At 67.0% G+C, this 25,581-nt stretch carries 18 protein-coding genes; 5 read left to right on the top strand and 13 right to left on the bottom strand.

What is annotated here, in order from left to right; all coding sequences use genetic code 11:
• The first annotated feature begins 89 nt into the window (after window positions 1–89).
• Entirely contained in the window at window positions 90–1,334 is a 1,245-nt protein-coding gene (locus AC07NI_RS17300) for a glycosyltransferase (protein WP_494621321.1), read from the top strand.
• Here the strand turns inward: AC07NI_RS17300 and AC07NI_RS17295 are convergent.
• The 9 genes from AC07NI_RS17295 to AC07NI_RS17255 form a co-directional block, all read right to left on the bottom strand.
• The gene (locus AC07NI_RS17295) at window positions 1,331–2,854 is read right to left on the bottom strand and encodes a TolC family outer membrane protein (RefSeq protein ID WP_494622256.1); all 1,524 of its coding nucleotides are present in this window, start codon (window positions 2,852–2,854) and stop codon (window positions 1,331–1,333) included. The two genes, AC07NI_RS17300 and AC07NI_RS17295, sit on opposite strands and share 4 nt — an antisense overlap.
• Before the next feature lie 116 nt (window positions 2,855–2,970).
• The gene (locus AC07NI_RS17290; RefSeq protein ID WP_494621319.1) at window positions 2,971–4,008 is read right to left on the bottom strand and encodes a glycosyltransferase family 4 protein; all 1,038 of its coding nucleotides are present in this window, start codon (window positions 4,006–4,008) and stop codon (window positions 2,971–2,973) included.
• The gene (locus AC07NI_RS17285) at window positions 4,005–5,042 is read right to left on the bottom strand and encodes a glycosyltransferase family 4 protein (RefSeq protein WP_494621317.1); all 1,038 of its coding nucleotides are present in this window, start codon (window positions 5,040–5,042) and stop codon (window positions 4,005–4,007) included. Before AC07NI_RS17285 ends, AC07NI_RS17290 begins: the two co-directional genes overlap by 4 nt.
• 3 nt (window positions 5,043–5,045) lie before the next feature.
• Complete coding sequence (locus AC07NI_RS17280) at window positions 5,046–6,161, bottom strand: DegT/DnrJ/EryC1/StrS family aminotransferase (protein WP_494621315.1); 1,116 nt, start codon at window positions 6,159–6,161, stop codon at window positions 5,046–5,048.
• Complete coding sequence (locus tag AC07NI_RS17275) at window positions 6,158–6,790, bottom strand: acetyltransferase (protein WP_494621313.1); 633 nt, start codon at window positions 6,788–6,790, stop codon at window positions 6,158–6,160. The genes AC07NI_RS17280 and AC07NI_RS17275 overlap by 4 nt, the downstream gene beginning before the upstream one ends.
• A complete protein-coding gene (gmd, locus tag AC07NI_RS17270) occupies window positions 6,790–7,767 on the bottom strand; it encodes a GDP-mannose 4,6-dehydratase (RefSeq protein WP_494621311.1) in 978 nt (325 codons plus the stop codon). Before gmd ends, AC07NI_RS17275 begins: the two co-directional genes overlap by 1 nt.
• Before the next feature lie 133 nt (window positions 7,768–7,900).
• A complete protein-coding gene (locus tag AC07NI_RS17265; RefSeq protein WP_494621309.1) occupies window positions 7,901–9,211 on the bottom strand; it encodes an HlyD family type I secretion periplasmic adaptor subunit in 1,311 nt (436 codons plus the stop codon).
• Window positions 9,212–9,275: 64 nt separating this feature from the next.
• On the bottom strand, window positions 9,276–11,006 hold the full coding sequence (locus tag AC07NI_RS17260) for a type I secretion system permease/ATPase (protein WP_494621307.1): 1,731 nt from the start codon (window positions 11,004–11,006) through the stop codon (window positions 9,276–9,278).
• Window positions 11,007–11,248: 242 nt separating this feature from the next.
• A complete protein-coding gene (locus AC07NI_RS17255; RefSeq protein ID WP_494621306.1) occupies window positions 11,249–14,272 on the bottom strand; it encodes an S-layer protein RsaA in 3,024 nt (1,007 codons plus the stop codon).
• Between the two features lie 263 nt (window positions 14,273–14,535).
• Between AC07NI_RS17255 and AC07NI_RS17250 the strand changes: the two genes are divergently transcribed.
• The 4 genes from AC07NI_RS17250 (at window position 14,536) to AC07NI_RS17235 (ending at window position 19,052) form a co-directional block, all read left to right on the top strand.
• A complete protein-coding gene (locus AC07NI_RS17250) occupies window positions 14,536–14,835 on the top strand; it encodes a helix-turn-helix domain-containing protein (RefSeq protein WP_494621304.1) in 300 nt (99 codons plus the stop codon).
• 67 nt (window positions 14,836–14,902) lie between these two features.
• Entirely contained in the window at window positions 14,903–16,405 is a 1,503-nt protein-coding gene (locus tag AC07NI_RS17245; protein WP_494621302.1) for a hypothetical protein, read from the top strand.
• Window positions 16,406–16,530: 125 nt separating this feature from the next.
• On the top strand, window positions 16,531–17,736 hold the full coding sequence (locus AC07NI_RS17240; protein ID WP_494621300.1) for an FkbM family methyltransferase: 1,206 nt from the start codon (window positions 16,531–16,533) through the stop codon (window positions 17,734–17,736).
• A gap of 11 nt (window positions 17,737–17,747) precedes the next feature.
• Window positions 17,748–19,052, top strand: coding sequence for a glycosyltransferase family 4 protein (locus AC07NI_RS17235; protein WP_494621298.1), 1,305 nt, complete (start codon window positions 17,748–17,750; stop codon window positions 19,050–19,052).
• Here the strand turns inward: AC07NI_RS17235 and AC07NI_RS17230 are convergent.
• The 4 genes from AC07NI_RS17230 to AC07NI_RS17215 form a co-directional block, all read right to left on the bottom strand.
• Window positions 19,049–20,548 carry a tryptophan halogenase family protein gene (locus AC07NI_RS17230; RefSeq protein ID WP_494621296.1) on the bottom strand — a complete coding sequence of 500 codons (1,500 nt, stop codon included), beginning with the start codon at window positions 20,546–20,548 and terminating at the stop codon, window positions 19,049–19,051. The two genes, AC07NI_RS17235 and AC07NI_RS17230, sit on opposite strands and share 4 nt — an antisense overlap.
• Window positions 20,549–20,571: 23 nt before the next feature.
• Entirely contained in the window at window positions 20,572–21,675 is a 1,104-nt protein-coding gene (locus AC07NI_RS17225; RefSeq protein WP_494621294.1) for a cupin-like domain-containing protein, read from the bottom strand.
• Window positions 21,603–22,322 (bottom strand): SapC family protein, encoded by a 720-nt coding sequence (locus tag AC07NI_RS17220; RefSeq protein WP_494621292.1) that lies wholly within the window; start codon window positions 22,320–22,322, stop codon window positions 21,603–21,605. The genes AC07NI_RS17225 and AC07NI_RS17220 overlap by 73 nt, the downstream gene beginning before the upstream one ends.
• A gap of 96 nt (window positions 22,323–22,418) precedes the next feature.
• Window positions 22,419–25,520, bottom strand: coding sequence for a TonB-dependent receptor (locus AC07NI_RS17215; RefSeq protein ID WP_494621290.1), 3,102 nt, complete (start codon window positions 25,518–25,520; stop codon window positions 22,419–22,421).
• Window positions 25,521–25,581 lie beyond the last annotated feature (61 nt).

Raw genomic sequence — 25,581 nt, 5'->3', positions numbered from 1 at the left:
GTTATAGGTTCCTACCTGCATCGGATGTTGCAACACCCTTGTCGATGAAATCCAGTCTTCTTTCCCTCTGGCGACGCCTGCCAGCGCCCGTGCGTCGCGCGGCGCACCTGACGGCGAGCGCTCCACGGACGCTATACCTGTCGGCGAGAGACGCCATCGACGCCGCCGCTCTGGCTCGGGCGGAGCGCAGCGCGCAAGCACAGGCCCGGCGGCGGGCCCGGCGGCGCAACCTGCCACCGACCCTGCCGGTCACCGTCGTGGGCTTCCACGGGGCCGTGCATGGCCTGGGCGAAGGCGCCCGCATGCTGGCCAAGGGCCTTGCGGACGCCGGCTTGCCCGTGCGCGCCATCGACTTGTCAGCCGAGGTCGGCTTTCCGGTCGAACTGCCCGCCCTCTTCCCGCCGCCCGGCGAGAGCGAGCGCGGCGTGGTGATCTCGCACATCAACCCGCCCGAACTGCTGCGCTGGGCCCGCGACACCGGCGGCTATCCGCTCGAAGGCCGCCGCCACATCGGCTACTGGGCCTGGGAGCTGGAGGACGCCCCCGCCGACTGGGTTCCAGCCTTCGACCTGGTCGATGAGGTCTGGACGCCCTCGGCCTTCGCCGCCGACGCCATCCGCAAGATCGCCCCGGCCCGGGTGAAGGTCACCCCGGCCCCCTACCCGCTGTATCTGAACCCGCGCCCCGCGCCGGACCGCGCTCGCTTCGGCCTGCCGGACGACAAGGTCGTAGTGCTGATGGCCTTCGACCTGCGCTCGACGGCGCAGCGCAAGAACCCCTACGCCGCGCTGCGGGCCTTCCAGCAGGCCGAAGCCGGCGACGCGCTGCTGCTCTGCAAGATCGTGGGCGCGGACCTCTATCCGGAGACCTTCCAGGCCCTGCAGGACGACGTCGCCGCCGATCCGACGATCCGGCTGATGACCGAGACCCTGTCGGCCGACGACATGGCGCGCCTGACGGCCAGCAGCGACATCGTGCTGTCGTTGCACCGCTCGGAAGGCTACGGCCTGCTGCTGGCCGAGGCCATCTGGCTGGGCAAGCCGACCTTGGCGACCGGCTGGTCGTCAAACGTCGAGTTCATGGACCCCGCCTCTAGCCGGCTGGCCGACTACACGCTGATCCCGGTCGAAGGCGATGGCGCGATCTATCGCACCGGGCGCTGGGCCGACGCCGACGTCGCCGACGCCGCCGCCAAGCTTGCGCGGATGATCACCGACAAGGCCTGGCGCGCCGAACTGGCGGCGGCCACGGCCCGCAATGGCCACGTCTCGTTCGATCGCGACGCCTGGCTGGCGATGACCCGGGGGCTGTTGCCCCTGGCGTCTAACGCCTAGCCCTTCGGCGCGGTCCTGACCGGCGTGTCCTCGTTGAGCGCCGGCAGGTCGTTGATCGACTTCGGCGCCTCGACCTTGTCGGCGGAGATCGGCGCAGCCGGCAGATCGCTGGACGGCGGCCGGATCGGCGTGGTGTCGCCGGCCTTCGGCTTCTTCGGCTCCATCGGCAGGGCGATCCTGTCGAAGGTCTGGACGATCAGGTCCGTCGGCAGCATGCCCTTGTAACGGACCTTCTTGAAGTTCCGCTCGGGATCGTAGGGCTGGATGCCCGGCGCCAGATTGCCGACTTCCAGCGTGCCGACCTGGGCCAGCAACTGCACGCGGCCGACATATTCGTTGGCCCGGCCGCGCACGAAGCCGATCTGGGAGTTCTGCAGTTCAGCCTGGGCGTTCAGCACCTCGATGGTGCTGCGCAAGGCGAACCGCTCTTCTTCACGCACGCCGTAGAAGGCGATCGTGTTCGCCTTCATCTCGTCTTCCTGCGTGACCAGCGACTTGCGGGCCGCGACCAGATTGTCCCAGTACTGCGAGACGCTCAGCACCGTGCTGCGGCGGGCGTCGTCGATCAGCAACTTGTCGCGGTTGTTTTCCTCGATCGACTGGCGGACGGACGAGTTCAGCTGGCCGCTGGAAAACAGCGGCTGGGTCAGGGTGATGCCGGCCGACAGGGTGTCCTGGCGCGCGCCGAGTTTGCTTTGGTAGTTCGCGCTCGCGCCGTTGCGGTAGTCCGCCCGGGCGCTGACCGTGAACAGGCGTTGCGCCCGCGCCTCGGCCACGCCTTCGCGCGAGGCCTTTTCCGTATAGGCGGCGGCCAGCAGGGTCGGGCTGGACTGCTCGGCCTCGTTGAAGGCCTCATCCAGGCTGGTGGGCAGGCCGTCGATGTCCGGCTCCGGCTCCAGCGTGTCGGGCATATGCCCGATCAGCGAAGCATAGAAGGCCGCGCTGACGTTCAGTTGCGCCTGGGCGTTGGCCACCTGGGTGCCCGCGCTGGCCAGACGAGCCTTGGCCTGCTGGACATCGGTCAGGGTGACCTGGCGAACGCTGTACTTGTCTTCGGTGTCCTGAAGCTGCTTGCGCAGCCAGGCCTCGCCGCCCAGGCTGATACGCAGGACCTCGCGGTCGCGCCGCACCGAGATGTAGGCGTTCGTCACGCGGACCAGCAGGTCCATCTCGATCCGGCGCAGGTTCTCGCGCGCGCCCTTGATCTGGGCCTCGACGCCGGCCAGACGCGCGGCGTAGCGGCCGTTCGTGTAGAGCGCCTGGCTCAAGGACAGCTGGTTGGATTGCGTGGTGGCCTCGGCGCTGTCCTTCCGGACGACCTCCTTGATCCACCCATACGTCTCCGACACCGAGGCGCTGGCCTGCAGGCCATAGGCCGCGCGCGCCTGGGTGTAGTTCTCGTCCAGGGCGCGCATCGCGGCGCGCTGCGCCTGGATGTTGGGATTGCTGTTGTAGGCGGCGGTGATCGCGTCGGCCAAGGTCTCGGCGTGGGCGACGTTGGCGCGGCCGCTCACGGCCATGGCGATGGCCAGGGCAATGACGGACGAACGAACGGACAGGACTTTCGACAGCACTCGCGTTTCCTAGACTTGGGCGGAACCCAGCGTAACCCGGCCTTCAACCCAAAATTTGTGGCTTAATCAAGAAGACGGCGAACCGTCTCCTCCCATGTGACATTCTTATCGCGCCAGAGATCGCGCGCGGCGCTCCCCAGTGACTTAGCCCGAACCTTGTCCGCCGTCATGCGGTCCAACGCCTGGGCAAGAGCTTGCGGCGTCGGCTCGGCGACAGCGCCGGTGGCCTCGCTGACGATCTCCAGAAGACCGCCGGAGTCTGTGACGGTCAGCACAGCCTTGCCGGCGGCGAAGGCTTCCATCGTCACGTAGCCGACGCTGTCCTCGTCGAAGGGCAGGTAGGCGCAGGCCAGGGCGTCGTTGGCCCAGCGGGCGATGTCGGCGCGCGGGTGGAAGCCGAACCGCAAGGACACGCGGTCCTTCAGGTCCAGCTCCTCGACCAGCTTGGTCAGGCGGTCGGCATAGGCCTGGTTCTCCGGCGGACCGGCGATGACCAGGCGAAGGCCGTTCGGCAGCAGGGCCAGGGCCTCGATCAGCAGGTGCTGGCGCTTGCCCGCCGCCACTCGACCGCCGGCGAAGATGTAGTCGCCATAGTCGCCGCCGGTGAACAGCTCGCCGTCGTTCAGCGGCGGATACAGCACCTCGCTCGGCACGCCATTGAACTTGGCCAGGCGGTTCTGGGTGACCGGCGAGTTGCAGAAGATCTTGCGGCACTGGGCGAAGCAGGCGTTGTCGGCCTCGCGGATCGCGGCCTTCACCGCCCGGCCCGTGTCGTCGAAATCGAGGTGGCTCTGACCGGCCTCGGACAGGTCATAGGCCTGGCGGAACTGGTGCAGCAGCCACAGCACCTTGTCGTGGTGCGGGACCAGATAGGCCGGGAACTTCAGGCCGATGACGCGGTCGACATTATAGAGCCGCATGCCCTTGGAGATCAGCATCTCCTCGATCAGGCGCTCGGCGGGCTCCCAGGTGAAAGGGATGCGCACCAGCTCGGACTGCACGCCGGGCGTGGCGTTCAGTCGGCGGACCAGGTGGTCGGCCAGCTCCTCGGCCCCGCCGCGCTGGAACGGCGCCGCATTGTTGACGACGAGCACCTTCATGCGGTCAGCCGATCCACGACGGTGCTCCAGTCGATCTTCATCTCGGCCAAGCGGTTCAGCGACGCGGTTCCCATCGTCGCCACGGCCTGCTTGTCGGCGTGCAGGCGGTCGAACTGCTGGGCCAGGGCGCGGGGGTCCGGCTCGCTGATCAGGCCGTTGCGGCCGTGCTCGACCAGCTCCAGCACGCCGCCGCTGTCGGTTGTCGTGATGATCGGCTTGCGGGCATGGGCGCCTTCCAGCGACGGATAGCCGTAGCTGTCCTCGTCCTTGGGCAGGTAGGCGATGGCCAGAGCCTCTTTCAGCATCTGCGCCTTCTCGTCCTCGGTGATCCAGCGATCCTCGAGGATGACGCGGTCCTGGACGCCCAGGTCCTTGGTCATCTGCACCAGCTGGCGGCCGTACTCCGGACTGGAGGCCGTGCCGGCCAGACGCAGCTTCACGCCGGTCTTCACGTGCTGCATGGCCTCGATCATCAGGGCCTGGCGCTTGTGCGGCTCCAGGCGCGAGATGGCGACGATCTCGTCGCCATAGCCGGTGTGGTTGAAGCGCTCGGGCTGGTAGATCGGCGGATACAGCGGCGTGGAGTCCAGGCCGTTGAACTTCTTCAGGCGGTCGGCGACCACCTGCGAGTTGGTGAACACCGCCCGCGCTTCGCTGATCGCCTGGGTGTCGAGGGCCCGCAGGTTGTCGCGGATCGCCAGGTGGTTAGCGTCGTCGGGCATGCCGCGATAGGGCGTGTCCCACAGGTCGTAGAAGGTGCGGATGTGGTGGATGAACCACAGCACCTTGTTCGGATGGTCCACCACATAGGCCGGCGGCCTAAAGCAGATGACCCGGTCGCACCACTGGGTCAGGTCCATCAGCCGCCAGGCGGCGATCTGGTGCAGGATCTCGTTCGGATCGTCCGTAAACGGCAAATAGAACCGCTCGACCTCGTGGCCGGCCTCGACGAGCTTCTCCTCGAGCCACTCGACGATGAAGCGCGCCCCACCGTTGATGAACGGCACGATCGAGGACAGCAGGACGATGCGCATCGGCTAGACCAGCACCTGGTCCAGGGCGGCCACGACGCGGTCGATGTCCGCCTCGGTCAGGCCAGCATGGGTCGGCAGGTTCAGGCCATCGGCCCCGCAGGCCTCGGCCTGGACCAGGTCGCCGGTCGCCAGGTGGGCGTAGGGCGGCATGATGTGCATCGGGTGGAACACGGGACGGCTCTCGACGCCCAGGGCGTCCAGTTTCTGGATCACCTCGTCGCGCGAGATGGCCAGGCCCTCGCTCAGGCGCACGGTGTACATCCAGAACACGTGGCGGCCGGTGTCGGCCACGTACGGCTTGATCACCCGGTTACCCAGGCGCGCCAGCTTCTCCTCGTACCAGGCCACCACCTGCTCGCGGGCGGCCAGGTGGTGCTCGACCCGTTCCAGTTGGGCCAGGCCGATGGCGGCCTGGATGTTGGTCATGCGGTAGTTGAAGCCGACGACCGGGAACCAGTAGCGGCGGTTCGGATCCATGCCCTGGCTGCGATACAGCCGCATGGTCTTGGCCAGTTCGTCGTCGTTCGTCGTGATCATCCCGCCTTCGCCGGTGGTGATGATCTTGTTGCCGAAGAAGCTGAACGTCGCACAATCGCCCAGCGAGCCGGACATCTTGCCCTTGTAGGTCGCGCCCACGGCCTCGGCCGCGTCCTCGATGACCAGCAGGTTGTGCTTCCTGGCGAGCTCCAGGATCGGGTCCATGTCGGCGATCTGGCCGTACAGGTGGACCGGCATGATTACCTTGGTGCGCGGTGTGATCTTGGCCTCGATCGCGGCCGGATCGACATTGAAGGTGCGCGGATCGTTGTCGACCAACACCACCGTGCCGCCGCAATAGGTCACCGCGTTGCACGAGGCGATATAGGTCAGGCTGGGGATGATGACTTCATCGCCCGGACCGATGCCCATGGCCACCAGGGCCAGGTGCAGCGCCGTGGTGCCGTTGTTGCAGGTGATCGCGTGCTTGACGCCGCAATAGTCGGCGAAGGCCTTCTCGAAGTCGGTGATGAAGCGGCCGGCCGACGAGATCCACGTCGAGTCCATGCACTCCATGACGTAGTCGCGCTCGTTGCCGTCGAGGCTGGGGGCGGCGACGGAAATCCGCGGCAGGCTGGTCAAGAACGCTCTCCTTTGATCTGGGCCGGCACGCCGATGGCCACGACCGCGTCCGGCAGGTCACGCACCACGACGCCGCCGGCGCCGAGGATGGTGTCCGCCCCGATGCGCACGCCTGGGATCGCCCGCGCGCCGACGCCGAGGAAGGCCCGCTCGCCGACGGTCACGCCGCCGGCCAGGGCCGAGGCGGGTCCCACATGGCAGGCCGCGCCCAGGTCGCAGTCATGGTCGATAACCGCGCCCGTATTGATGATGGCCAGGTCGCCGATCCGGCTGTCGGCGTTGATCGCCACGCCAGCCATCACCGCCACGCCCTGCCCGATCCGCGCCGACGGCGAGATCACGGCCGAGGGATGGATGGCGTTGACCAGGGTGAAGCCCAGCGCGCGGGCCTTGTCCCCCAGCTTCTGGCGCAGGCGGTTGGAACCCAGCGCCACGAACAGTTCGGAGAACCCCTGCTCTCGCAGCTCCGCCAGCTTCAAGTCGTCGCCGACCACGGGAACGCCCAGCACCTCGCGCGGCGTCGGATCGGCGTCGACGATCACCGCCACGGTCTTGCCGCAAGCGCGCAGGCTTTCGATGACCACCTTGGCGTGGCCGCCGCCGCCGATGATGACGACGCCGGCGCTCATCAGTTCCGCGAACGCCGAGCGATGTCGGCCTCGACCATCTCGGCGATCAGGTCCTGCATGGAGATCTTGGGCTCCCAGCCCAATTTCTCCTTGGCCTTGGTCGGGTCGCCCAGCAGCAGGTCGACTTCGGCGGGGCGCAGGAACTTCGGATTGATGGTGATGTGGTCCTGGTAGTTCAGGCCTACGGTCGAGAAGGCCACGTCGCACATCTCGCGGACGGTCCAGGTCTTGCCGGTGGCGACCACGTAGTCGTCAGGGGTCTCCTGCTGCAGCATCAGCCACATGGCCTCGACATAGTCCTGGGCGTGGCCCCAGTCGCGCTTGGCGTCCAGGTTGCCCAGGTCGACGGTCTTCTGCTGGCCCAGCTTGATGGCCGCCACGGCGTCGGTGACCTTGCGGGTCACGAACTCGATGCCGCGCAGCGGGCTCTCGTGGTTGAACAGGATGCCGGCCGAGGCGTGCAGGCCGAAGCTCTCGCGGTAGTTCACCGTCATCCAGTGGGCGTACATCTTGGCCACGGCGTACGGCGAGCGCGGATAGAACGGGGTCTTCTCCGACTGCACCGGATGCTGCACCAGGCCGTACATCTCGGACGACGAGGCCTGGTAGAAGCGCGACTGGGGCGATTCCAGGCGCACGGCTTCCAGCATGTTGGTGGTGCCGATGCCGGTGACCTGACCCGTCAGGTTCGGCTGGTCCCACGAGGCGCCCACGAAGCTCTGGGCGGCCAGGTTGTAGACCTCGTCGGGCTGCAGGCGGCGCATCAGGCGCGACAGGCCGCCGGTGTCCAGCAGGTCGCCCAGCTCCAGCTGCACGTCGTCATAGACGCCGATCCAGCGCAGGCGGTCGCCGATCACGTCTGCCGAGGCCGAGCGGCGCAGCATGCCGTGGACGGTGTAGCCCTTCTCCAGGAGAAGTTTGGCGAGATACGCCCCGTCCTGGCCGGTGATGCCGGTGATCAAAGCCGTCTTCGCCACTATCGACTCCAGTAAGAATGAAGGTGTCTGACTACACTATTGGAGGCGATTGGAAAGCGGCGGCGATGACATTTCGGCCATCACGCACCGCTTTCCGAAAAGCGTGGGAAATCAGGCTGTTGAAATCCCGCCCCTACTCCTCGCGCATGGTGGTGCGCAGGGTGTCGCGCAGCGGCGAGAACAGATACTGCAGCACGGTCCGCTCGCCGGTCGGCACGACCACCTGGGCCGGCATGCCGGCGGTGACCTTAGTGCGGAACTCCTTGGGCAGTTGCTTGACGTCGACCCGCACGATGCCGAGGAAGTACACCGTCTTGCCTTCCGGATCGCTCAGGCGGTCGCGCGAGATCGACTCGATCTTGCCGTTCAGGATCGGGATCTTCCGCGAGTGGAAGGCCGGCAGGCGAACTTCGGTGACCATGCCCGCGTGGACATTGTCGACGTCGGTCGGCGCGAAGTGCGCCTGGATCACGAAAGCCTCGTCGTCGGGCGCGATGTCGACCATCGGCTCGGCGGGACGAACGACCGCGCCTTCGGTGAAGAAGCGCAGGTTCTGGGCCGTGCCGCTGACCGGCGAGACGACGTTGATCCGGCGCTGGGCGTCCGAAGCCACCACTTCACGCTCGGTCACTTCCGCCAGCTTCACGCGGGTTTCGCTGATGCTCTGGCTGACTTCCTGGAAGAACTGCTGCTTGATCTGGCGGATCTTGAGCTGGGTTTCGCCCATGCCCTGGGTGGCCTTGGCGCGGTCGGCGGCCAGACGGCCGATCGAGCCCGACAGCGAGGCCTGCTCGCGCTCCAGCGCCAGCAGGCGCGGACGCGGCACCAGGCCCTTGTCGTAGATCTTGCGCAGATCACCCAGTTCGTCCTCGATGAAGCCGAGTTGCTCCTTCAGGCCCTGGGTCTGGCGGTCGATGCCGCTGATCTCGCTCTGATACTGATCGCGCTGGGCGTTCATCAGGTCGACCTGACCCGAGATCGTCTGACGACGCTCGATGAACTGGGCCTGCTCGTCGGAGATGGCGCGGGCGACCATCGGATCGGCGCGCTGGCTGAGCAGGTCGGCCGGGAAGTTGATCGACGCGCTCTGGTCGCGCTCGGCGGTCAGGCGGGCCTCCATGGCCTTCAGGGCCACGTACTGGTTCTTGGTGATGCCGGCCGCGGCGTTGGCCTGGGTCGGGTCCAGTTCGAACAGGATCTGTCCGGCCTTCACCTTCTCGCCTTCGCGCACGAGGATCTTGCGGAGCATGCCGCCTTCCAGGTGCTGGATGGTCTTGCGGTTGCCCTCGGCCGAGATCACACCGTTGGCGATCACGGCGCTGTCCAGCGGCGCGAACGCCGCCCAGCCGAGAAGGCCGACGAAGGTGAAGGCGATGACCGCATAGCCGAGGCGGGCCACGGTTTTGAAATTGTCCGTCGGACGCTGGATCTTGGGGGGCTTCATTCTGTTTTCAGCCTATGGGCGCGCCAAGAGGCGGCCACTGGATAAAGGGTGCGAGCGGACGTGATCAGTTGGCGCGGACGGGCGCCGGCGCGCTCGGCGGCTGCGGCGCCGCCGCTCCCGTCAGCTTCGCAAGCATAACGTCGCGAGGACCGAAATCGGCGACCACACCTTGATTGATGACCATGATGTAGTCGGCCTGACCCAGCAGGTTCAGTTTGTGCGTGGCGAAGATCACCGTGCGCTTGGCGGCCTTCAGCTGGTTCATGGCCTCCATCAGGGCGACCTCGCCCGTCTGGTCCAGGCTGGCGTTCGGCTCGTCCAGGACCAGCAGCGCCGGCAGGCGGAACACCGCGCGGGCCAGCGCCAGGCGCTGGCGTTGACCGCCCGACAGCGAAGCGCCGCCCTCGCCGATCGGCGTGTCGTAGCCCATCGGCAGGGCCTGGATCATGTCGTGCACGCCGGCCAGGGTGGCCGCGTCGATGACTTCCTGCGACTCGTACTCGGTGAAGCGGGCGATGTTCTGGGCGACGGTGCCCGAGAACAGCTCGATGTCCTGCGGCAGGTAGCCGATGTGACGGCCCAGCTTCTCGGGATCCCACTGCTTGATGTCATAGCCGTCCAGACGGATCACGCCCGCCGCGCACGGCCAGACGCCGACGATGCCGCGCAACAGCGAGGACTTGCCGGCGGCGCTGGGGCCGACGATCGCCACGGCCGTGCCGGCGTCGATACGGAAGCTGGCCTGACGCATGGTCGGCAGTTGCGCGCCGGGCGGCATGATCGAGGCGGCCTCGGCCGACAGCACGCCGCGCGGATCGGGCAGCGGCATGTGGTCCTCGTCGTTCTTGCCTTCGCGCAGCATGCCTTGCAGGCGGTCCCAGGAGCCGCGCGCGCCCAGCAGGTTCTTCCATTGACCCACGGCGCCCTCGATCGGGGCCAGGGCGCGACCGACCAGGATCGAGCCGGCGATCATCGAGCCGGCCGAGATCTTGCCCTGGATGGCCAGATAGGCGCCGCCGCCGAGGATCAGGGTCTGCACGACCTGACGGAACACCTTGATGCCCGACATCACCGCGCCGCCGGAGTCGCTGGCGGCGGCCTGCCAGGCCACCTGCTCGTCGCGGCGCCCGCGCCAGCGCGCCTGCAGGCCGCCCCACATGCCCATGGCCTTCATGACCTCGGCGTTGCGGAGGGTCGAGTTGGCGTCGTTCTGGGCGGCGATCGAGGCCATGGTGGCCATCTGGATCGGGTTCTTGGTGCTGCGGTCGTTCATCACGGCCAGGCCGAAGATGATGAAGCAGCTGATGACGGCCAGCACGCCGAAATACCAGTGCAGCATGAACGAGACGATGACGAAGACCGGCGTCCAGGGCGCGTCGCAGAAGGCGATCAGGCCGCCCGTCATGAACTCGCGGACCTGGTCCATGTCGCGGAACGCCTGGCCGCCCATGCCCTTGCGGGTCAGGGTCGATTCCAGCACCGCCTTGAAGATCGGATCGCGGGCGACGTTGTCGAACTTGAGCCCGCCGCGGACCAGCACCTGGGTGCGCAGGGCTTCGAGCACGCCGTACACGACAAACAGGAAGATGCAGAGCAGCGTCAGCACAACCAGCGTCGCCACGTTGCGGCTGGACAGCACGCGGTCATAGACCTGCAGCATGTACAGCGGGCTGACCAGGGCCAGGATGTTGATGAAGAAGCTGAACACCATGGCGGTGATCACCGCCGGCTTCATCATCTCGACCGCGCGATCGAGGATGGTGGGCTTCGCGGTGCTAGTGCGGGTGAAGATCATGTCGAGCCTTCAAGACGCCGCGCCAGGAGGGCGGGCCGTATACAGTAACAACTTAGGTTGGCTCTCGACCACGAAATTGTGGCCGAAAAGGAGCACGCCCCCGTTGCGCTAGACCATAGGGTCGCGCGCGATGCAAGCGGGACACCATTCCAAAGAAAAACGCCGCCCCAGCGAACTGGAGCGGCGTCAATCCAATCCCTAGATCTGGCCGCGCCGAAGCGCGATCAGTTCCGTGAGATTTATTAGACCAGCGTCAGGGTCGGCGTAGCGCCGGCCGCGAAGGTCGCGTGGCCAGCCGACAGATCGAGAGCGCCCGTGAGCTTCACGATCAGATCGGTAGCGGCAACGGCGCCGGCGGTGTTGTCTTCCAGGATGTAGGTGTTGGTGCCGTAGACGAACCACACGATAGCAGCGTCGGTGCCGACGGTGCCCGCGTTGAACGTTTCAGCAGCCGTGTTGGCCAGGGCCAGGGCCGAGGCGAAGTCCGTGGCGGTCGACACGTCGACAGCACCGGCCTTGAACGTCTCGTTGCCCTTGTTGGCGAACACGATGTTGTCGCCGCTGTTGACGAAGTCGTTGATCGTCACGGTCGAGGTAGCGCCCACCGACAGGTGCACGTCGAACGTGTCCTTGCCAGCGCCGCCCGTCAGCGTGTAGCTGCCAGCGCCGCTGCCGGTCGTGATCACGTCGTTGCCAGCGCCCGCGTCGACCACGAAGGTCTTGGCGTTGCTCAGGGTGATCGTGTCAGCGCCAGCGCCGGTCTTGATCGTCAGACCAGCCGAAGCCAGGTTCAGGGTGCCAGCGCCGGTCGTGTCGACCGTGGTCTTGCCGGTCGCCGCCGAAGCGTCGATCAGGCTGACGCCGTTGCCGGTGCCGGTGGCGCCGACGACGCCAGCGAACTTCAGGACGGTGTCCTGAGCGCCCGTGATGGCGACGGTGCGCAGGTTGGCGTCGGTGATGGCGATCGTGTTCTTGGCGTAACCCGAGGCCGAACCCGAGTTGATCGTCAGAGCTTCGATCGTGTCGATGGTCAGCGTACCAGCGTCGATCGAGGTCGGGGTCGTGGTCGAGCTACCGGCGGCCGCGAAGGTCACCGCATAAGCGTCGGCGGTGCCCGAAGTGCCCGTGAAGCCCAGGGTGTTGGCCGAACCGGCGCTGTCGGCCGAAACCGTCAGACCTTGAGCAGCCGTCACGCCCGAGTACGAGCCGCTGGCGGCGCCGAACAGTTCCAGACCCGTCAGCGTCGAACCGGTGAGCAGCGACAGGTCGAAGCCAGCGCTGTTCAGGCCGAGGATTTCGAAGTTCTTGAACTGAGCGGCGTTACCGACGTTCACCAGGGCCGAGGCCAGGGTGTCGGTGCCGTCGCCACCGTCAACGACCGTAACCTTGGTCGAGGTGCTGGCGGCGATGACCGTGGTGCCCAGCAGCTTGTCGTTGCCGGCGCCCAGGTTGACAGTCGAACCAGCAGCCAGGGCGGCGCCCAGGGTGACGGTGTCGTTGCCAGCGCCCGAGTTCACGGTGGCGGCGCCAGTGGCGGTCAGCGTGAACTTGTCGTTGCCCGAACCGGTGGCGACCGAAACGATGCCGGTAGCCAGGCCCGTCAGGGTGGTGTTGCCCGTGGCGGTCGCGCCGTTGAAGGCGGTGGCGGCCGTGGCGTTGGTCAGGGTCAGGTTCAGCGAAGCCGAACCAGCAGCGCCGATCGTCGTAGCGGTCGACGAGGTGACGGCGACCTTGGCCGAGGCCGTGGCATTGACGGTCACCGAGTTGGCGGTGTTGTCGATGATGGTCGTCGTGTAGCTGGTGGTGCCGTCGCTGGTGCCGCTGGCCGAGACCGTCAGGTCGTGGCCGCCCGTGGCGCCGTTGTTCACGGTGACGTTTTGGTCAGCCGAGGTGGTGCCGCCGACGGTGACCGAGGTCACGCCCTTGCCGTAGATGGTGGCCGCGGCGTTGACCGACTTCAGGCTGACCGAGGTCAGGCTGTTGTTGTCGCCGTTGGTGACGCCGCCGTCGCTGCTGTTGTCGATGGTGACGATGCCGCCGCCGGTGACGCTAGCCGAGGTCAGAGCCGCACCGACAACCGTCGAGGTGCCAGCGCCAGCGTTGGTGATCGTGACGGCGGTGCCGCCCTTAACCGAAACGTTGCCAGCAGCTTGCGTGACCGAAGCGGCCGTGGTGTCAGCCACGGTCAGAGCGCCAACGCCCGTGCCGTCGCCGGTCGAGGTCAGGTTGACCTTGGTCAGGCCGGTCCAGCTCTTGGTGTTCAGAGCGGCGAAGTTACCGGTCGTGGTCAGGTTGACGGTTTCGACGTTCTTGATCGTGGCCGTGGCCGGGATCGTGTACGCGGCGTTGGCGGCCGTGATGGCGTCAACCAGCGTGAAGGTGTCGTCGCCGGCGCCGCCGTCGATGCTGTCCAGAGCGGTCAGCAGAGCGGTGGTCGTGCCGTTTTGCAGCGCGGTGATCGTGTCGTTGCCGGTGGTGCCGACGACGCCGTCGATGCCGGTGGTCAGGGCGATGGTGTTGCCGCCGACCGGAGCGTTCGGGTACGCCGTGATGATGTTGACGCCGGCCGAGTTGTCGGTCGACAGCGTGCCGTCCGACAGGTCAGCGATCAGGGCGGCGGTCGACTTGGCGTAACCGCCAATGCCCGTCACCGTAGCGGCGTTCAGGATTTCACCGATCAGGGCGGCCTTGACGGCCAGGTCGATGTCGGCAGCGGCGGTCAGGCCGGTGTTGGCCTTCACGAAGGCCGTCAGGTAGGCGATGTTTTCAGCGCGGCTGAAGAACGCGACCGAAGCAGCCACGTCAACGCCAGCGGCGGTGGCGGCGGCGTTGCCGATGATCTTGTCATAGGCGCTGGCGACGGTCTGGGCGTACGAAACCGTGCCGTACGAAGCGGCGAAAGCGGCGGCGCCTTCACCCGAGCCGGTGGCCAGGTTGATCGAGAAGTTGATGAAGCGGTTTTCCGCCGAGAACTTCGAGTAGTACGCGTCGTTCAGGTCGCTGGTGTTCGTGGTCGAGTTGACCAGGTACGACAGGCCAGCGGCCGACGGGGCGTGGCCCGTGAAGAACTGGTAGGTTTCGACGGCGACGGCCGTCGTGTTGTTCACCAGCTTCAGGGTGCTCGACAGAGCGGTGGCATCCGAGATGCCGCCCGTTTGCGACTGGGTCGCGTAGGCGTCGAGCGTCAGGGTGGTGGCGGCGTCGGGCGCCTTGCCGAGGTTAGCGTTGGTGTACGCAGTCACCAACTGGGCCGTGGTATAGGCCATGTGGATCGTCTCCCAAAAAAATTCCCACACCCCCTGCGACCTAATGGCACGCATGAGAGCAGCGAAGGCTATAGAGCAAACGTCATACGTCGACAATAGCCGAAATTCAGCTGTACAGCATTTTTCTAACCGGTACAGCAAATTCCTATATAGCGTTCCTTGTACCCCCCGTCGGAAAGGGGTATAAACGCATGTGATTTAATCGTCGGAGGGGCGAGCGCGCACTCGCGCCGCCCAGGCCGAACGACCCGCGAGGCTTTATAATGTATGGCAATCCGCAACGCCGCAGCGCCACGGACGTCCAGGACCTCCGTCGCGAAGGTGGTCGCTGGCTGAAGGAGCAGCGCGAGGCCGCCGGCCTCTCCCAGCGCCAGTTGGCCGCCAAGGTGGGCGCCGACTACTACACCTTCATCTCCCAACTGGAGACAGGTCGTGGTCGCATTCCGCCGGACCGCTACAGGGACTGGGCCCAGGCCCTTGAGGTCTCGGAGAAGACTTTCGTCCGTGAACTGCTCCGCTTCTACGATCCGATCACCTACGAGATCCTGTTCAGCGAAGCGTAGTTCGGTTAGTGTGAACGGCCGGCGGGGAAGCCGGCGCTCGTTCTAGGCGTGGGGAAACGTCCACCGTATGACCGCACAGGTCCTTTCGTTCTTCCAGCGCTCGCCGCGCCTCGCGCCGAAACCGGCGGACTGGACCCAGCAGGAGCTGGCCGAGTTCTACCGTGTCGAGAGCGCCCTGATCCGCGCCGGCATCCGCGTCGGCACCGACCGCGGCATGAGCGACGAGAACGAGCCGTGGTTCTGCTTCTATCGCTCCGACGACGGAGAAGTGGTGATCCACTTCGCGCGCATCGACGGCGAATACATCATCGCCGGCCCCGCCTATGAAGAGATCGCCCGCGGCTTCGACTTCTCGAGCCTCGTGCGCAACATGGTGGCGCGCCACCCGCTGATCCGTCGTTCGGAAAGCGGCAGCAACATCTCCGTCCACCCCGCCGCCCTGCTGGTGGCCGTGGTCGGCACCGCCTTCTTCAAGACCGGCGAGGCCCGCGCGGCCGAAAGCGGCTCCGGCAACGGCCAGTCGCATCACAGCCGCCCCGTGCTGCTGTCGTCCAGCTCCAGCGCCGGTCTGACTAGCGGCTCCGCGCCGATGTCGGTGCAGACGCCGACCTATGACACCGCCCAGCTGCCCGCCAACCAAGCCGTTCTGATCCTGGCGGCCGCGCTGCTGGCGTCGGACTACGGCGTCGAGACGACCCCGCTCGATCCGGCGACGCACGCCGCGATCGCCGCCGCCGCCGGGGCCATCGATTTCGGCTCGGCCGACGCGAGCGTGCGCGGCTCCGACGGCGAGTTCCAGCTGGCCACGAGCGGCCACGCCACGACGACGGTCCAGAACTCGCCGGTCCAGACCGTGTCTTCGGTCCTGTCGCTGGTCACGCTCATCTCCACCCTGCCCCAGGCGGGGGAAGTGTCGGTCGCGTCCGAGGCCCTGCTGGCCGCCGCCAGCCACTCGAACGGTCACGACCAGGCCCTGGCCGCCCTGCCGATCTCGAACGAGGACGGCAACTGGGCTCTTGATGTCCGCCTGGGCCTCAACCTGAACGGGCTGCCGTCGGTCGACGCCGTCCAGCTGGTCCGGGGCCTGGTTGGCGACGCCAACGCGCAGAAGATTTCGGTCATCGAAGTCAGCAAGCTGCCCGAGGTGCTGGCTGACCTGATCGCCAAGGGCGATCACCACAACGTCACGACGACGCCGATCGTCCCGCCGGTGGAAACGCCGACGACGCCGCCGACGACCATCACCGATCCGACCTCGCCTCCGACCGGCGGCGAAACCTCGCCGACGCCGGACCCCGGCCAGCTCGACCCCAAGCCCGCGGATCCCGCGCCGCCGATCTACACCTCGCCGGCCCTGGTGAAGCAGTTCATCGACTACTTCATCGCGCACACCGGCAGCATCGAAGTGATGGTCAAGGGCTCGGACATCGTCATGTTCGACTCGCGCGTCCTGCACGACTCCGGCTCGATCGGCCATCTGGGCAGCATGACGTTCGACTTCGCCGATGGCAGCTCGATCAGCCTCGTGGGCGATCATTCGTCCTTCCTGCACGACGGGATTCTGGTCTAGACGAAACGCCTGGAGCGACCGCTCCGGATGTTGCGAGATCAGAGGAACGACGGTCCCTCGCGGGGCCGCGTTCGGGAAGGACTGCCTTGAGGCCCGCACGCCTGGACCTGGCGATTAGCTCCGCCATGCGCACGCCCACCGTCGGAACGCCGGAAGCTTCGCCCGCCCCGCCCGCCGGTCCGCCGCCGCGCCGCCGCTTCGCCTTCGCGCGCCGCCTGATCGGCCCGTTGCTGTCGCCGGTCGCCAACTATGCGCGCCGCTATCTGCAGGCCAGCGTCGAGCACGAGCTTCGCCAGGCGCAGGCGCACCTGAACGTCCTGTCCGCCGACCTGCACGCCACCCAGGCGCGGCTGGACCACACCCAGACCCTGCTGCACCTGGTGCTGCAACAGCAGCAGGTCGCCACGGCCGCGCTGCAGACCGTGTCGGCCCAGCTGTCCCACGTCCAGAACCGCGGCGACCAGGCCTATGGCGAGCTGGCCCGCCTGCCCGGCCTGTTCGGCCCGCGCTTCGACGAGCTGGAGATCAAGGCCCGGCCGCTGATCCACTACGACGCCGAGTCGACCGCCATCCGCATGCGCGACGGCTACGTCATGGCGCCCAGCAACCTGCCGACCTTCGTGACCAGCCTGGCCAACGCCACCAGCCGGGGCCTGGAGCCCGGCACCGGCGACGTGCTGCGCCGCCTGGTCCAGCCGGGCATGGTGGTCGCCGACGTCGGCGCCAACATCGGCATGATCACCTTGATCATGGCGTGGGCGACGGGTCCCGGCGGCCGCGTGATCTCGTTCGAGCCCGAGGCGATCCCGCGCTCGAACCTCGAGAAGATGCGCCACCTGAACGGCCTGTCCTGGGTCGAGGTCCGTGACCAGGCGGTCGGCGAGAAGCCCGGCCAGCTGACCTTCCACGTCAGCGATATCATCGGCCACAGCTCGCTGTACGCCCTGCCCGAAAACGAGGGTTCCCGCGAAATCCAGGTCGAGGTCGTGCGCCTGGACGATGTCGCCCCGGCCAAGCGCATGGACGTGGTCAAGATCGACGTCGAGGGCGCCGAGCTGGACGTGCTGGCCGGCATGTCGGGCCTGATCGCCAAGAACAAGGACCTGGCCATCGTCGCCGAGTTCGGCCCCGAGCACCTCAAGCGCGTCGGCCAGACCCCGGCCCAGTGGTTCAAGGCCTTCGCCGACGCCGGCTTCAAGCCCTACATCATCGACGAGACGACCGGCGCGGCCGAGCCGACCAACGCCAAGGCCGCCGCCAAGGTGGTCTCGGCCAATATCGCCTTCGTGCGCGCCGGCGGCGACGCCGAGAAGCGCCTGTTGGCCCGCTAGGACCTCTCCCGATGAAGATCTGCTGGGTGACGCCCTTCGTCCTGCGCTCGTCGATCGGCCGCGTCAGCGCCGAGGTCGCCAAGCACTTGGCCCTGCGCGGCCACCAGGTCGAGATCCTGCGTTGCGAGGACGTCAACGACCCGGCCGAGCCGCTGCAGCCGACCGCCCTGCCCGTGCATCACTGGCGGTCCTACGACTTGGCGCGCCTGCGGGCCGAGTTCGACGTGGTGATCGTCAATATCGGCGACAACTATCCCTTCCACGCCGGCGTGTTCGCGATCCTGGACGCCGCCCCGTGCCTGGGCATCTTCCACGACTTCTACATCTACAACCTGTTCTCGGGCTGGCTGCACTACAACGGCCTGGACTATCGCCGGCACGACGCCGAGATCGTCGCGACCTATGGCGAGGCCGCCCAGCCTCACGCCGTGGCCGTGCGCTCGGGCCAGATGCTGGACATGGGCGAGATCGCCCAGCACCTGCCGATGACCGAGTGGCTGGCCCGCCGCTGCGAGGCCGCCCTGGCCCACGCCAACTTCTACGCGCCCAAGCTGGAAGCCGTCGTCCAAGGTCCGGTGGCCGTGACGCCGCTGTGCTGCCCCGACCGCGCGACGCCACCCGGCCCGCCGAAGGCCAAGGCGCAGCTGACCCTGACCACGGTCGGCGTCATGAACCCCAACAAGCGCGTCGCCGAGGCGATCCGCGCGATCGGCGGCTCCGACGCCCTGAAGGCCTGCGTCTATCGCCTGGTCGGTCCGATCTCGGACGAAGAGCGCGCCAAGCTGGAAGCCGTCGCCGCCGAGGTGGGTTTCGAGCACCTCGTGATCGACGGCGCGGTCGACGACGATACGCTGGACCGCCGCCTCGACGAGGCCGACATCATGGTCGCCCTGCGCAAGCCGGTGCTGGAAGGCGCCTCGGGCTCGGCCTGCGAGGGCATGCTCAGCGGCCGTCCGACCGTGGTGGCCCGCGCCGGCTTCTATGGCGAGCTGCCCGACGACTTGGTCTTCAAGATCGACGGCGAGATCGTGGTCGAGGAGCTGCGCGAGACCCTGGAGCGCCTGGTCGCCGACGAGGCCCTGCGCCGCGAGACCGGCAAGGCCGCCCGCGCCTGGGCGCTGGAGAACCTCAACGCCGCCCGTTACGCCGAAGCGATCGAGGGCCTGGCGCAGGCGCAGGTCACCAGTCGCCCGCTACTGGCCGTCGGCCGTCGCATCGGCGGCGAGCTGACCGCCATGGGCCTGGCCGACACCGACCCGGCCGCCGCGCGGATCGGCGCCACCTTGCAGAAGCTGTTCGCGCCGATCGAGGCCTAGGCGCTCTTGCCCATCGGCGGCGCGCAGTAGCTGTCCAGGAAGGCCTGGTGCTGCGGCAGCCGGGCCACCATGCCATCGACGTTGCGCTTCAGGTCGTCCAGCGCGCCCTTCAGCTGCTGCGGCGGCATCAGCCGGCCCATGTGGTGGTAGGTCTCCGGCCGCACCCGCTGGCCCAGCAGGACCTGGAGCCAGGAGTCGGTCTGGAAGAGCTCGCCCGCCGCCTGGTAGACCTGCGCGCTTTCGCGGAACAGGGCGATGCGCTGGGCCAGGCTGTCGGGGATGTCCATCTCTCGCACGCGGTCCCAGAATGGGCTGTCGGTCCGCTCGGTGGCCTTGTAGTGTAGGATGATGAAGTCGCGGATCTTCTCCAGCTCGTCGTCGGCCTGACGATTGTAGTGGTCGATCGCCGCCTGGCTGATCCCGCCGAACGGGAACAACTTCATCAGCCGGGTGATGCCGATCATGATCAGGTGGATCGAGGTCGACTCCAGAGGCTCGACGAAGCCGCTGGCCAGCCCCAGGGCCACCACGTTCTTGTCCCAGGTCTTGCGGCGGCGGCCGGTGCGGTAGCGGATCAGGCGCGGTTCGATCAGGGTCTCGCCCTCGATTTCACCTGTCAGCTGCGCGCGCGCCTCGTCATCGGACATGTACTCATTGCAGTAGACGAGGCCGTTGCCGACCCGGTGCTGTAGCGGAATCTTCCAGCGCCAGCCGGCCTTGTGGGCGATGGCGCGGGTATAGGGCACGGCCGGCTCGGTCGAGCGGGTCTGAACGGCCAGGGCGCTGTTGGTTGGCAGCCAATGACCCCAATCCTCGAATCCAGCCTTCAGGGTCTGTTCGATCAGCAGGCCCCGGAAGCCGGTGCAGTCGACGAACAGGTCGCCCTCGACGACGTCGCCGTTCTCCATGACCAGAGCCTCGACGTAACCGCTCTCGGCGTTCTGGCGCACCGAGGCGATCTTGCCCTCGACGCGGCGGACGCCGTCGCGCTCGGCCATGCCGCGCAGGAAGCGGCCATAGAGGCCCGCGTCCAGGTGGTAGGCGTAGTTCAGTGGGCTTTCCTCGCCGGTGTAGAACCGGTTCTGCTCGGCCGCCTTCAGCTCCAGGCAGTAGTCGCCGAGATCGCCGCCGAAGCCCTGCTCGCGGGCCTGCATCCAGAAGTGATGGAAGCCGCCCATCCAGGTGGATTTGCCGACCTGGCCGAACGAGTGGATGTAGCGGTCGCCGATCTCGCCCCAGTGCTCGAACGAGATGCCCAGCTTGAACGTCGCCTGGGTGGCGCGCATGAACTCGGCCTCGTCGATGCCGAGCAGGGCGTTGAAGGTCCGCGCCGTAGGGATGGTCGACTCCCCCACGCCGACCGTGCCGATGTCCTCGGACTCGACGAGGGTGATGTGGAGCAGCGGACCCAGCTGCCGGGCCAGGGCCGCGGCGGCCATCCAGCCGGCGGTGCCGCCGCCCGCGATCACCACCTTGCGGACCGTCTGCTGGGTCATGGCGTCCCTTCCCTTCGTTCTTTTTATCGGTTCAGGCGGTCGAGCAGGTAAGCCCGCAGCCGCCTGGCCTTCATCTCGTCCATGGGCCCCAGCGGTCCGCGCGCCGCCTCGGGCAGATGCACCCCGGCGCGCTCGGCGGGGCCGAACAGGTAGTAGTCGAACAAGGCCTTCCAGCCCTTCTTCTCGAACTCGGGCCGGTCGCGCAGGCTCAGCAGGCCGTGCAGCAGGGTGGTCATCGGCGTGTCGACATAGCCCGGAGAGGCGTTCCACCAGTAGTTCACCAGCACGTTGAACGGCTCCAGCGCCTCGACCTGGTGCCACCACAAAGCCGGGTAGACGAGAACGTCGCCAGGCTCCAGTTCGGCCACCTGGGCGCTGTCGATCGCCTCGCGGAAGCGCGGGTGCTGGTCGAAGTCGGGGTTCTGGAAATCGACCAGGCTGACAACCTGGCCGCCGGGCGTCGGCTCCAGCGGGCCGGGATAGAGATTGGCCACCTGGTCCGGCGGGAACAGGGTGAAGCGCCGCCGGCCCACGGCGCAGACGGCGATGTTGTTGGACATGTCGTAGTGGGCGGCCGCCGTCGTGCGGTTGCCGATCCAGATCCCGGCCATCGGCGGCTGCGGGCCGAACACTTCGGGGCCAAGGCCCAGGTCGTTGGCCGCCTTCAGGCTGGGGAAGTAACCGTCCAGATCGGTCGAGCCGACATAGACGGACGGCGCGTCATTGAGCCCCTCGACCGCCTCGATCCGCTCCAGGAAGGTCTCCAGCGGCGCGCGCCCGGCCTTGAAGTTCATGGCCGTGCGGGTCTCGTCGTAGAAGAACCGACCCTTGATCGACGGATCGCCGGTATAGCCCACCACGCCGCCGCCCCGGTCGTGAGAACGGATGTAGTCGCGGGCCGCCTGGCCGGATTCGAGGCCCGCCTGAACCAGCGGCCAGTCGCGCGCCAGGCCCTTGAAGACCATCGGCGTCTGGCCGGCCAGCACGGCGTCGAACGGGATGTCGGCCGGCGTCGCGACCGTGGTCTCCAGCGTCCGGCGGGCCGTGAGCGCCGTCATGCCAGCGCCCGACGACGGGTCTTTCGAGCGGTCAGCGCCTCGATATTGCCCAGCGACGAGATGATCCATTGGGCCGCGCGCAGCAGGCCCGACTGGTGCAACTTCTCCAGGTTCTCGCCGGTCACGGCGGCCAGGCGGTCAGGCGCGAGGGTGAAGACGTCGGGGAAGTCGTAGCTGGTCTGGTCGTCCAGCTTGATCTCGATGTCGATGGGCTCGATCAGGCCCAGCTCCTCGAAGAAGGCGAACATCGGGCCGGAGACTTCCAGCCCTTCGTGGATCTGGCCCAGGGTTTGGCTGACACCCTGCAGGTAGGGCGAGTTGCCGCCGGCCGGCAGGAACAGCTGCTCGCCCACGTCACGGCTGACGCGCGGATGGTCGAGGTCGACATGGATCATCGGCCTGGGCTCTTCGCCGCGCGCGTCGTGCTGCAGGGCGATCGAGAACGGGCCGCGCCGCTGGACGGCGGGAATGTAGCGGGCGTTCCAGCCGGTCTCGTCGAGGAACAGGTTCTCGTCGCGGTCCAGGCCCAGCAGCGCCACGGCCTGATAGGCGCCGGCGGCGTCCTTGCGGATCAGGATGGGGTATTCGCGCTGCGCGGCCTCGAACTCGGTCGGCAGCAGCAGCGTTTGGTTCAGGCCGTCGCCATACGCGACGCCATGGTCGGCGATCACCCGCAGATCGGCGTGATCGACGTTGTTGAGAAGCACTCGGTTCATCTGGGCTCACTCACTTCAAGCCACTACTTCAAAGGAAGAAAGGGGCCGCCGCAAGCGCGACGGCCCCCTGCCCCCAGCCTCTAGAGACTTCCGATCCTAGAAGCGGTAGCGAGCGCCAAGCAGGAAGCGGCGGTCGATTTCCTGGGCGAACCACAGCTCTGCCTTGTCGCGAGCATAGGTGCGCAGGTGCTCCTTGGTCAGGTTGATGCCTTCCAGGGAGATCGCCAGCTTCGGCGTGACGTCGTAGCTGATGTTGAAGTCCAGCTGGCCGAAGGGCTCGACATAGACCGGGTTCCGCGAGCCACCACGGTTGGTGGCTTGCAGGAACTTGTCCCGCCAGTTGTAGGCGATCCGCGCCGAGATCCCGTTCTTGTCGTAGATCAGGGTGGCGTTGGCCGTGTCCGACAGGCCCAGCAGAGCGAACTGGTCCTGGCTCGGATTGGCGCCGTTGTCGAACCCGACATCGCCGCTGACCAGCGTATAGGCCCCCGAGACACCGAAGCCGGTGTCGCCGAAGAAGTGCTGGCCGGCGATTTCGAAGCCGTGGATCTTGCCGGTCCGGTTGTTGATCGGCTGCGAGATCTGGAAGTTGAACAGCGGATCGCTGCTGTTGGCCGTGATGTCGTAGGCCGCCAGGATCTGGTCGACGAAGGACTGGTTCAGGTCGCCGCCCGCGATGCGGTTGGCGTTGAACTGGGCCGTCGCCGCCGCCACCGAGCCGGTCTGCTGGATCAGGGCCGTCATCGTGAACAGGTTCACGTCGGTCTGGTTGGCGCCCAGGCCGGTCAGAGCGTCCTTCGCTTGGCCCGAACGGCTGCCCGCCGCGCCGGAGCTGGGGTCACGCAGACCGAACAGATTGCCGTTCTTGGTGCCGGTGCCAACGAAGTTGTTCACCCGCTTCTCGAAGAAGCCGAACGAGATATAGCTGCTGGGCTTGTAGTACCACTCGACCGACACGTCGAAGTTGTCGGAAATCAGAGGGTCCAGGTCCGGGTTACCGCTCGTGCCCAGCGGAATGGCTCCGTTGGCGATCGGACGGTTCGGCGCGCCGGCCGTCTGGGCGGCGAACAGGTTGCCATACTCGGGCCGCGCGATGGTGCGGCTGAACGAGAAGCGGCCGGTCAGGTTGTCCCGCAGGTCGATGCGGAAGTCCATCGAGGGCAGCAGGTTGTTGTACTTACCCTTGCCCGCGATCGGTTGGTACGTGCTCGACGTCTGGACCGTGAAGTCGTTATCGGCCGTCCAGACGATCGCGCTGGGCGTACGGACCAGCGAGGTCGAGGTGACGTCGGTCGTCTCGTAGCGGATGCCGGTGACCAGTTCGGTGGGGCGGCCCGCCAATTCCGCCTTCCAGGTGACCTGACCATAGACCGCGGCGATCTCTTCCTTGACGCGGTTGTTGTCCTGGCCGGTCACGCCGATGGCGTTGCCCTTGGCCGCGTACGGGGCCGACAGGGCGTTGTAGAGGTCGATGGCGTTGGCACGGAAGGACACCAAGCCAGCGCCCGACTGGTTCGGGTGGAACGAGTTGAACTGGCAGGCCAGGCAGAATTGCTTGACCAGGCTGCCCGCGTACTGCTGGACGTCGCGCGGCGAGGAGATGCCCCAGCTGCCCAGGTCCTGCTGCGTGTTCAGGCTGGTCTGGATCATGGTCGACGTGCGGTAGTCGGCCCCGAAGTCGAAGCGGCTGCCGTTGTCGTCCAGATCCCAGTGGCCGTCCAGGCGGACTTCCTTGACCTTCTGCTGCTGGCGCTGGGCCGAGGTGCGGGCCACCTGGCTGCCAAGGTCGCCGGCGTCCAGCACGCCGTTGCCGTTGCCGCGCGGCGCGGCGTCGTTGATCGTGATGGTCTGCACCGGCACGGCGCCGGTATAGTCCACGCTGTGGGCCGCAACGACCGGGGCGCCGATCGACACGGACGTCATGCTGGTGCCGTTCGGAGCGTCCGGACGGCTGTCGGCCTTCGAGACGTGAGCGTCCAGGGTCAAGCCGAACCGGTCGGTGACCTTCCAGTCGCCGTTGAAGCCCACCGACTTCAAGGTGTCCTTGGTAGCGCGGTACTGTTGCTCGAAGCCCATGTCCTTGGTGCCGGTCAGGGTTTCGGACAGCAGGACGGCGGTGGCGACGACAGGGTTCTTGTCGAACGTCACCTTGTCGAACGGACGATTGAACCAGTTGGTGCTGTCGTTGCGGCGTTCGAACTGCTTGTTTTGGGCGTACAGGCCGTCGATCGTGAACGTCAGGTTCTCGGCCGGACGGTACTGGGCCGACATCTGACCGTTGATGCGTTCACGCTCGCCTTGCGAGAAGTGGTAGCGGCTGTCGTTAGGAATCGCGACCAGGGTGGTCGGGCTCGACGGGGCGTTGGTGATCTGGGTCGCGCCGCCGTTGCGGACGAAGCCGTTGGCCGGATTGATGAAGTCCGCATAGGTGCGGATGTTCCAGTCGTTCGACGTGGCCGCGCGGCTGGTGAAGTCGCGCTTCTGGTAGCTGCCGAACAGCGAGACGCCGAACTTCTCGCTGTCGTCGGCCCAGTTCACCAGGCCCGAGACTTCCGGCGTGAACTTGTGGCCGAAGTCGTCAACCTTCTTGTCCATGCTGGTGTCATAGACACCCTTGACGCCGATGCTGCCCGTCAGGCCCGGCTTACCGTCCAGCGGGCGGCGGGTCTTGACGTTGATGGTGGCGCCAATGCCGCCCGAAGGCACGGCCGCGCGGCCGGTCTTGTAGACCTCCAGCGTGGTCACGCCTTCCGAGGCGAGGTTGGAGAAGTCAAACGAGCGGCTGGTGCCCGAGGCGAAGTCGGCCGACTGGTCGCCACCGACCGTGGCGACCTTGGCGGTGGGCATCGAGCGGCCGTTCAGGGTCACCAGGTTGAAGCTGGGACCAAAGCCGCGGACCGTGACCTGCGAGCCTTCGCCGTTGGTGCGGTCGATGGACACGCCGGTGATGCGCTGCAGGGATTCCGCCAGGTTGGTGTCTGGGAACTTGCCCATGTCTTCGGCGGAGATGGCGTCGACGACGCCGCTGTTGTTGCGCTTGATCGCGATCGATCGCTCGAGCGAAGCGCGGATGCCGGTGACGACGATCTCGTCGACGGCGGTGTTGTCTTGAGCCTGCGCGAACGCCGAACCGGCGAACATGGCCGCCGTGATGGCGACGCAAGAGGCAGACGCGTGCAAGCGACGAAGCCGCTTCATAGCCGTTCCCCCTAATTAGCCCCTGTGGGGCGCTGTTTTTGTTACGAGCCGGAATTATTCC

The organism is Caulobacter sp. GW821-FHT10E02 (genome assembly GCF_059415225.1).
This window is presented reverse-complemented; position numbering and strand designations above follow the sequence as displayed.

Excerpts from the sequence above, each read along its gene's own strand:
- AC07NI_RS17295 (WP_494622256.1), bottom strand. The coding sequence starts at position 2,854 with ATGGCCGTGAGCGGCCGCGCCAACGTCGCCCACGCCGAGACCTTGGCC.
- AC07NI_RS17290 (WP_494621319.1), bottom strand. The coding sequence starts at position 4,008 with ATGAAGGTGCTCGTCGTCAACAATGCGGCGCCGTTCCAGCGCGGCGGG.
- AC07NI_RS17285 (WP_494621317.1), bottom strand. The coding sequence starts at position 5,042 with ATGCGCATCGTCCTGCTGTCCTCGATCGTGCCGTTCATCAACGGTGGG.
- AC07NI_RS17275 (WP_494621313.1), bottom strand. The coding sequence starts at position 6,790 with ATGAGCGCCGGCGTCGTCATCATCGGCGGCGGCGGCCACGCCAAGGTG.
- AC07NI_RS17265 (WP_494621309.1), bottom strand. The coding sequence starts at position 9,211 with ATGAAGCCCCCCAAGATCCAGCGTCCGACGGACAATTTCAAAACCGTG.
- AC07NI_RS17260 (WP_494621307.1), bottom strand. The coding sequence starts at position 11,006 with ATGATCTTCACCCGCACTAGCACCGCGAAGCCCACCATCCTCGATCGC.
- AC07NI_RS17255 (WP_494621306.1), bottom strand. The coding sequence starts at position 14,272 with ATGGCCTATACCACGGCCCAGTTGGTGACTGCGTACACCAACGCTAAC.
- AC07NI_RS17250 (WP_494621304.1), top strand. The coding sequence starts at position 14,536 with ATGTATGGCAATCCGCAACGCCGCAGCGCCACGGACGTCCAGGACCTC.
- AC07NI_RS17245 (WP_494621302.1), top strand. The coding sequence starts at position 14,903 with ATGACCGCACAGGTCCTTTCGTTCTTCCAGCGCTCGCCGCGCCTCGCG.
- AC07NI_RS17240 (WP_494621300.1), top strand. The coding sequence starts at position 16,531 with ATGCGCACGCCCACCGTCGGAACGCCGGAAGCTTCGCCCGCCCCGCCC.
- AC07NI_RS17235 (WP_494621298.1), top strand. The coding sequence starts at position 17,748 with ATGAAGATCTGCTGGGTGACGCCCTTCGTCCTGCGCTCGTCGATCGGC.
- AC07NI_RS17230 (WP_494621296.1), bottom strand. The coding sequence starts at position 20,548 with ATGACCCAGCAGACGGTCCGCAAGGTGGTGATCGCGGGCGGCGGCACC.
- AC07NI_RS17225 (WP_494621294.1), bottom strand. The coding sequence starts at position 21,675 with ATGGATCATCTCGTCGCTGGGCAATATCGAGGCGCTGACCGCTCGAAA.
- AC07NI_RS17220 (WP_494621292.1), bottom strand. The coding sequence starts at position 22,322 with ATGAACCGAGTGCTTCTCAACAACGTCGATCACGCCGATCTGCGGGTG.
- AC07NI_RS17215 (WP_494621290.1), bottom strand. The coding sequence starts at position 25,520 with ATGAAGCGGCTTCGTCGCTTGCACGCGTCTGCCTCTTGCGTCGCCATC.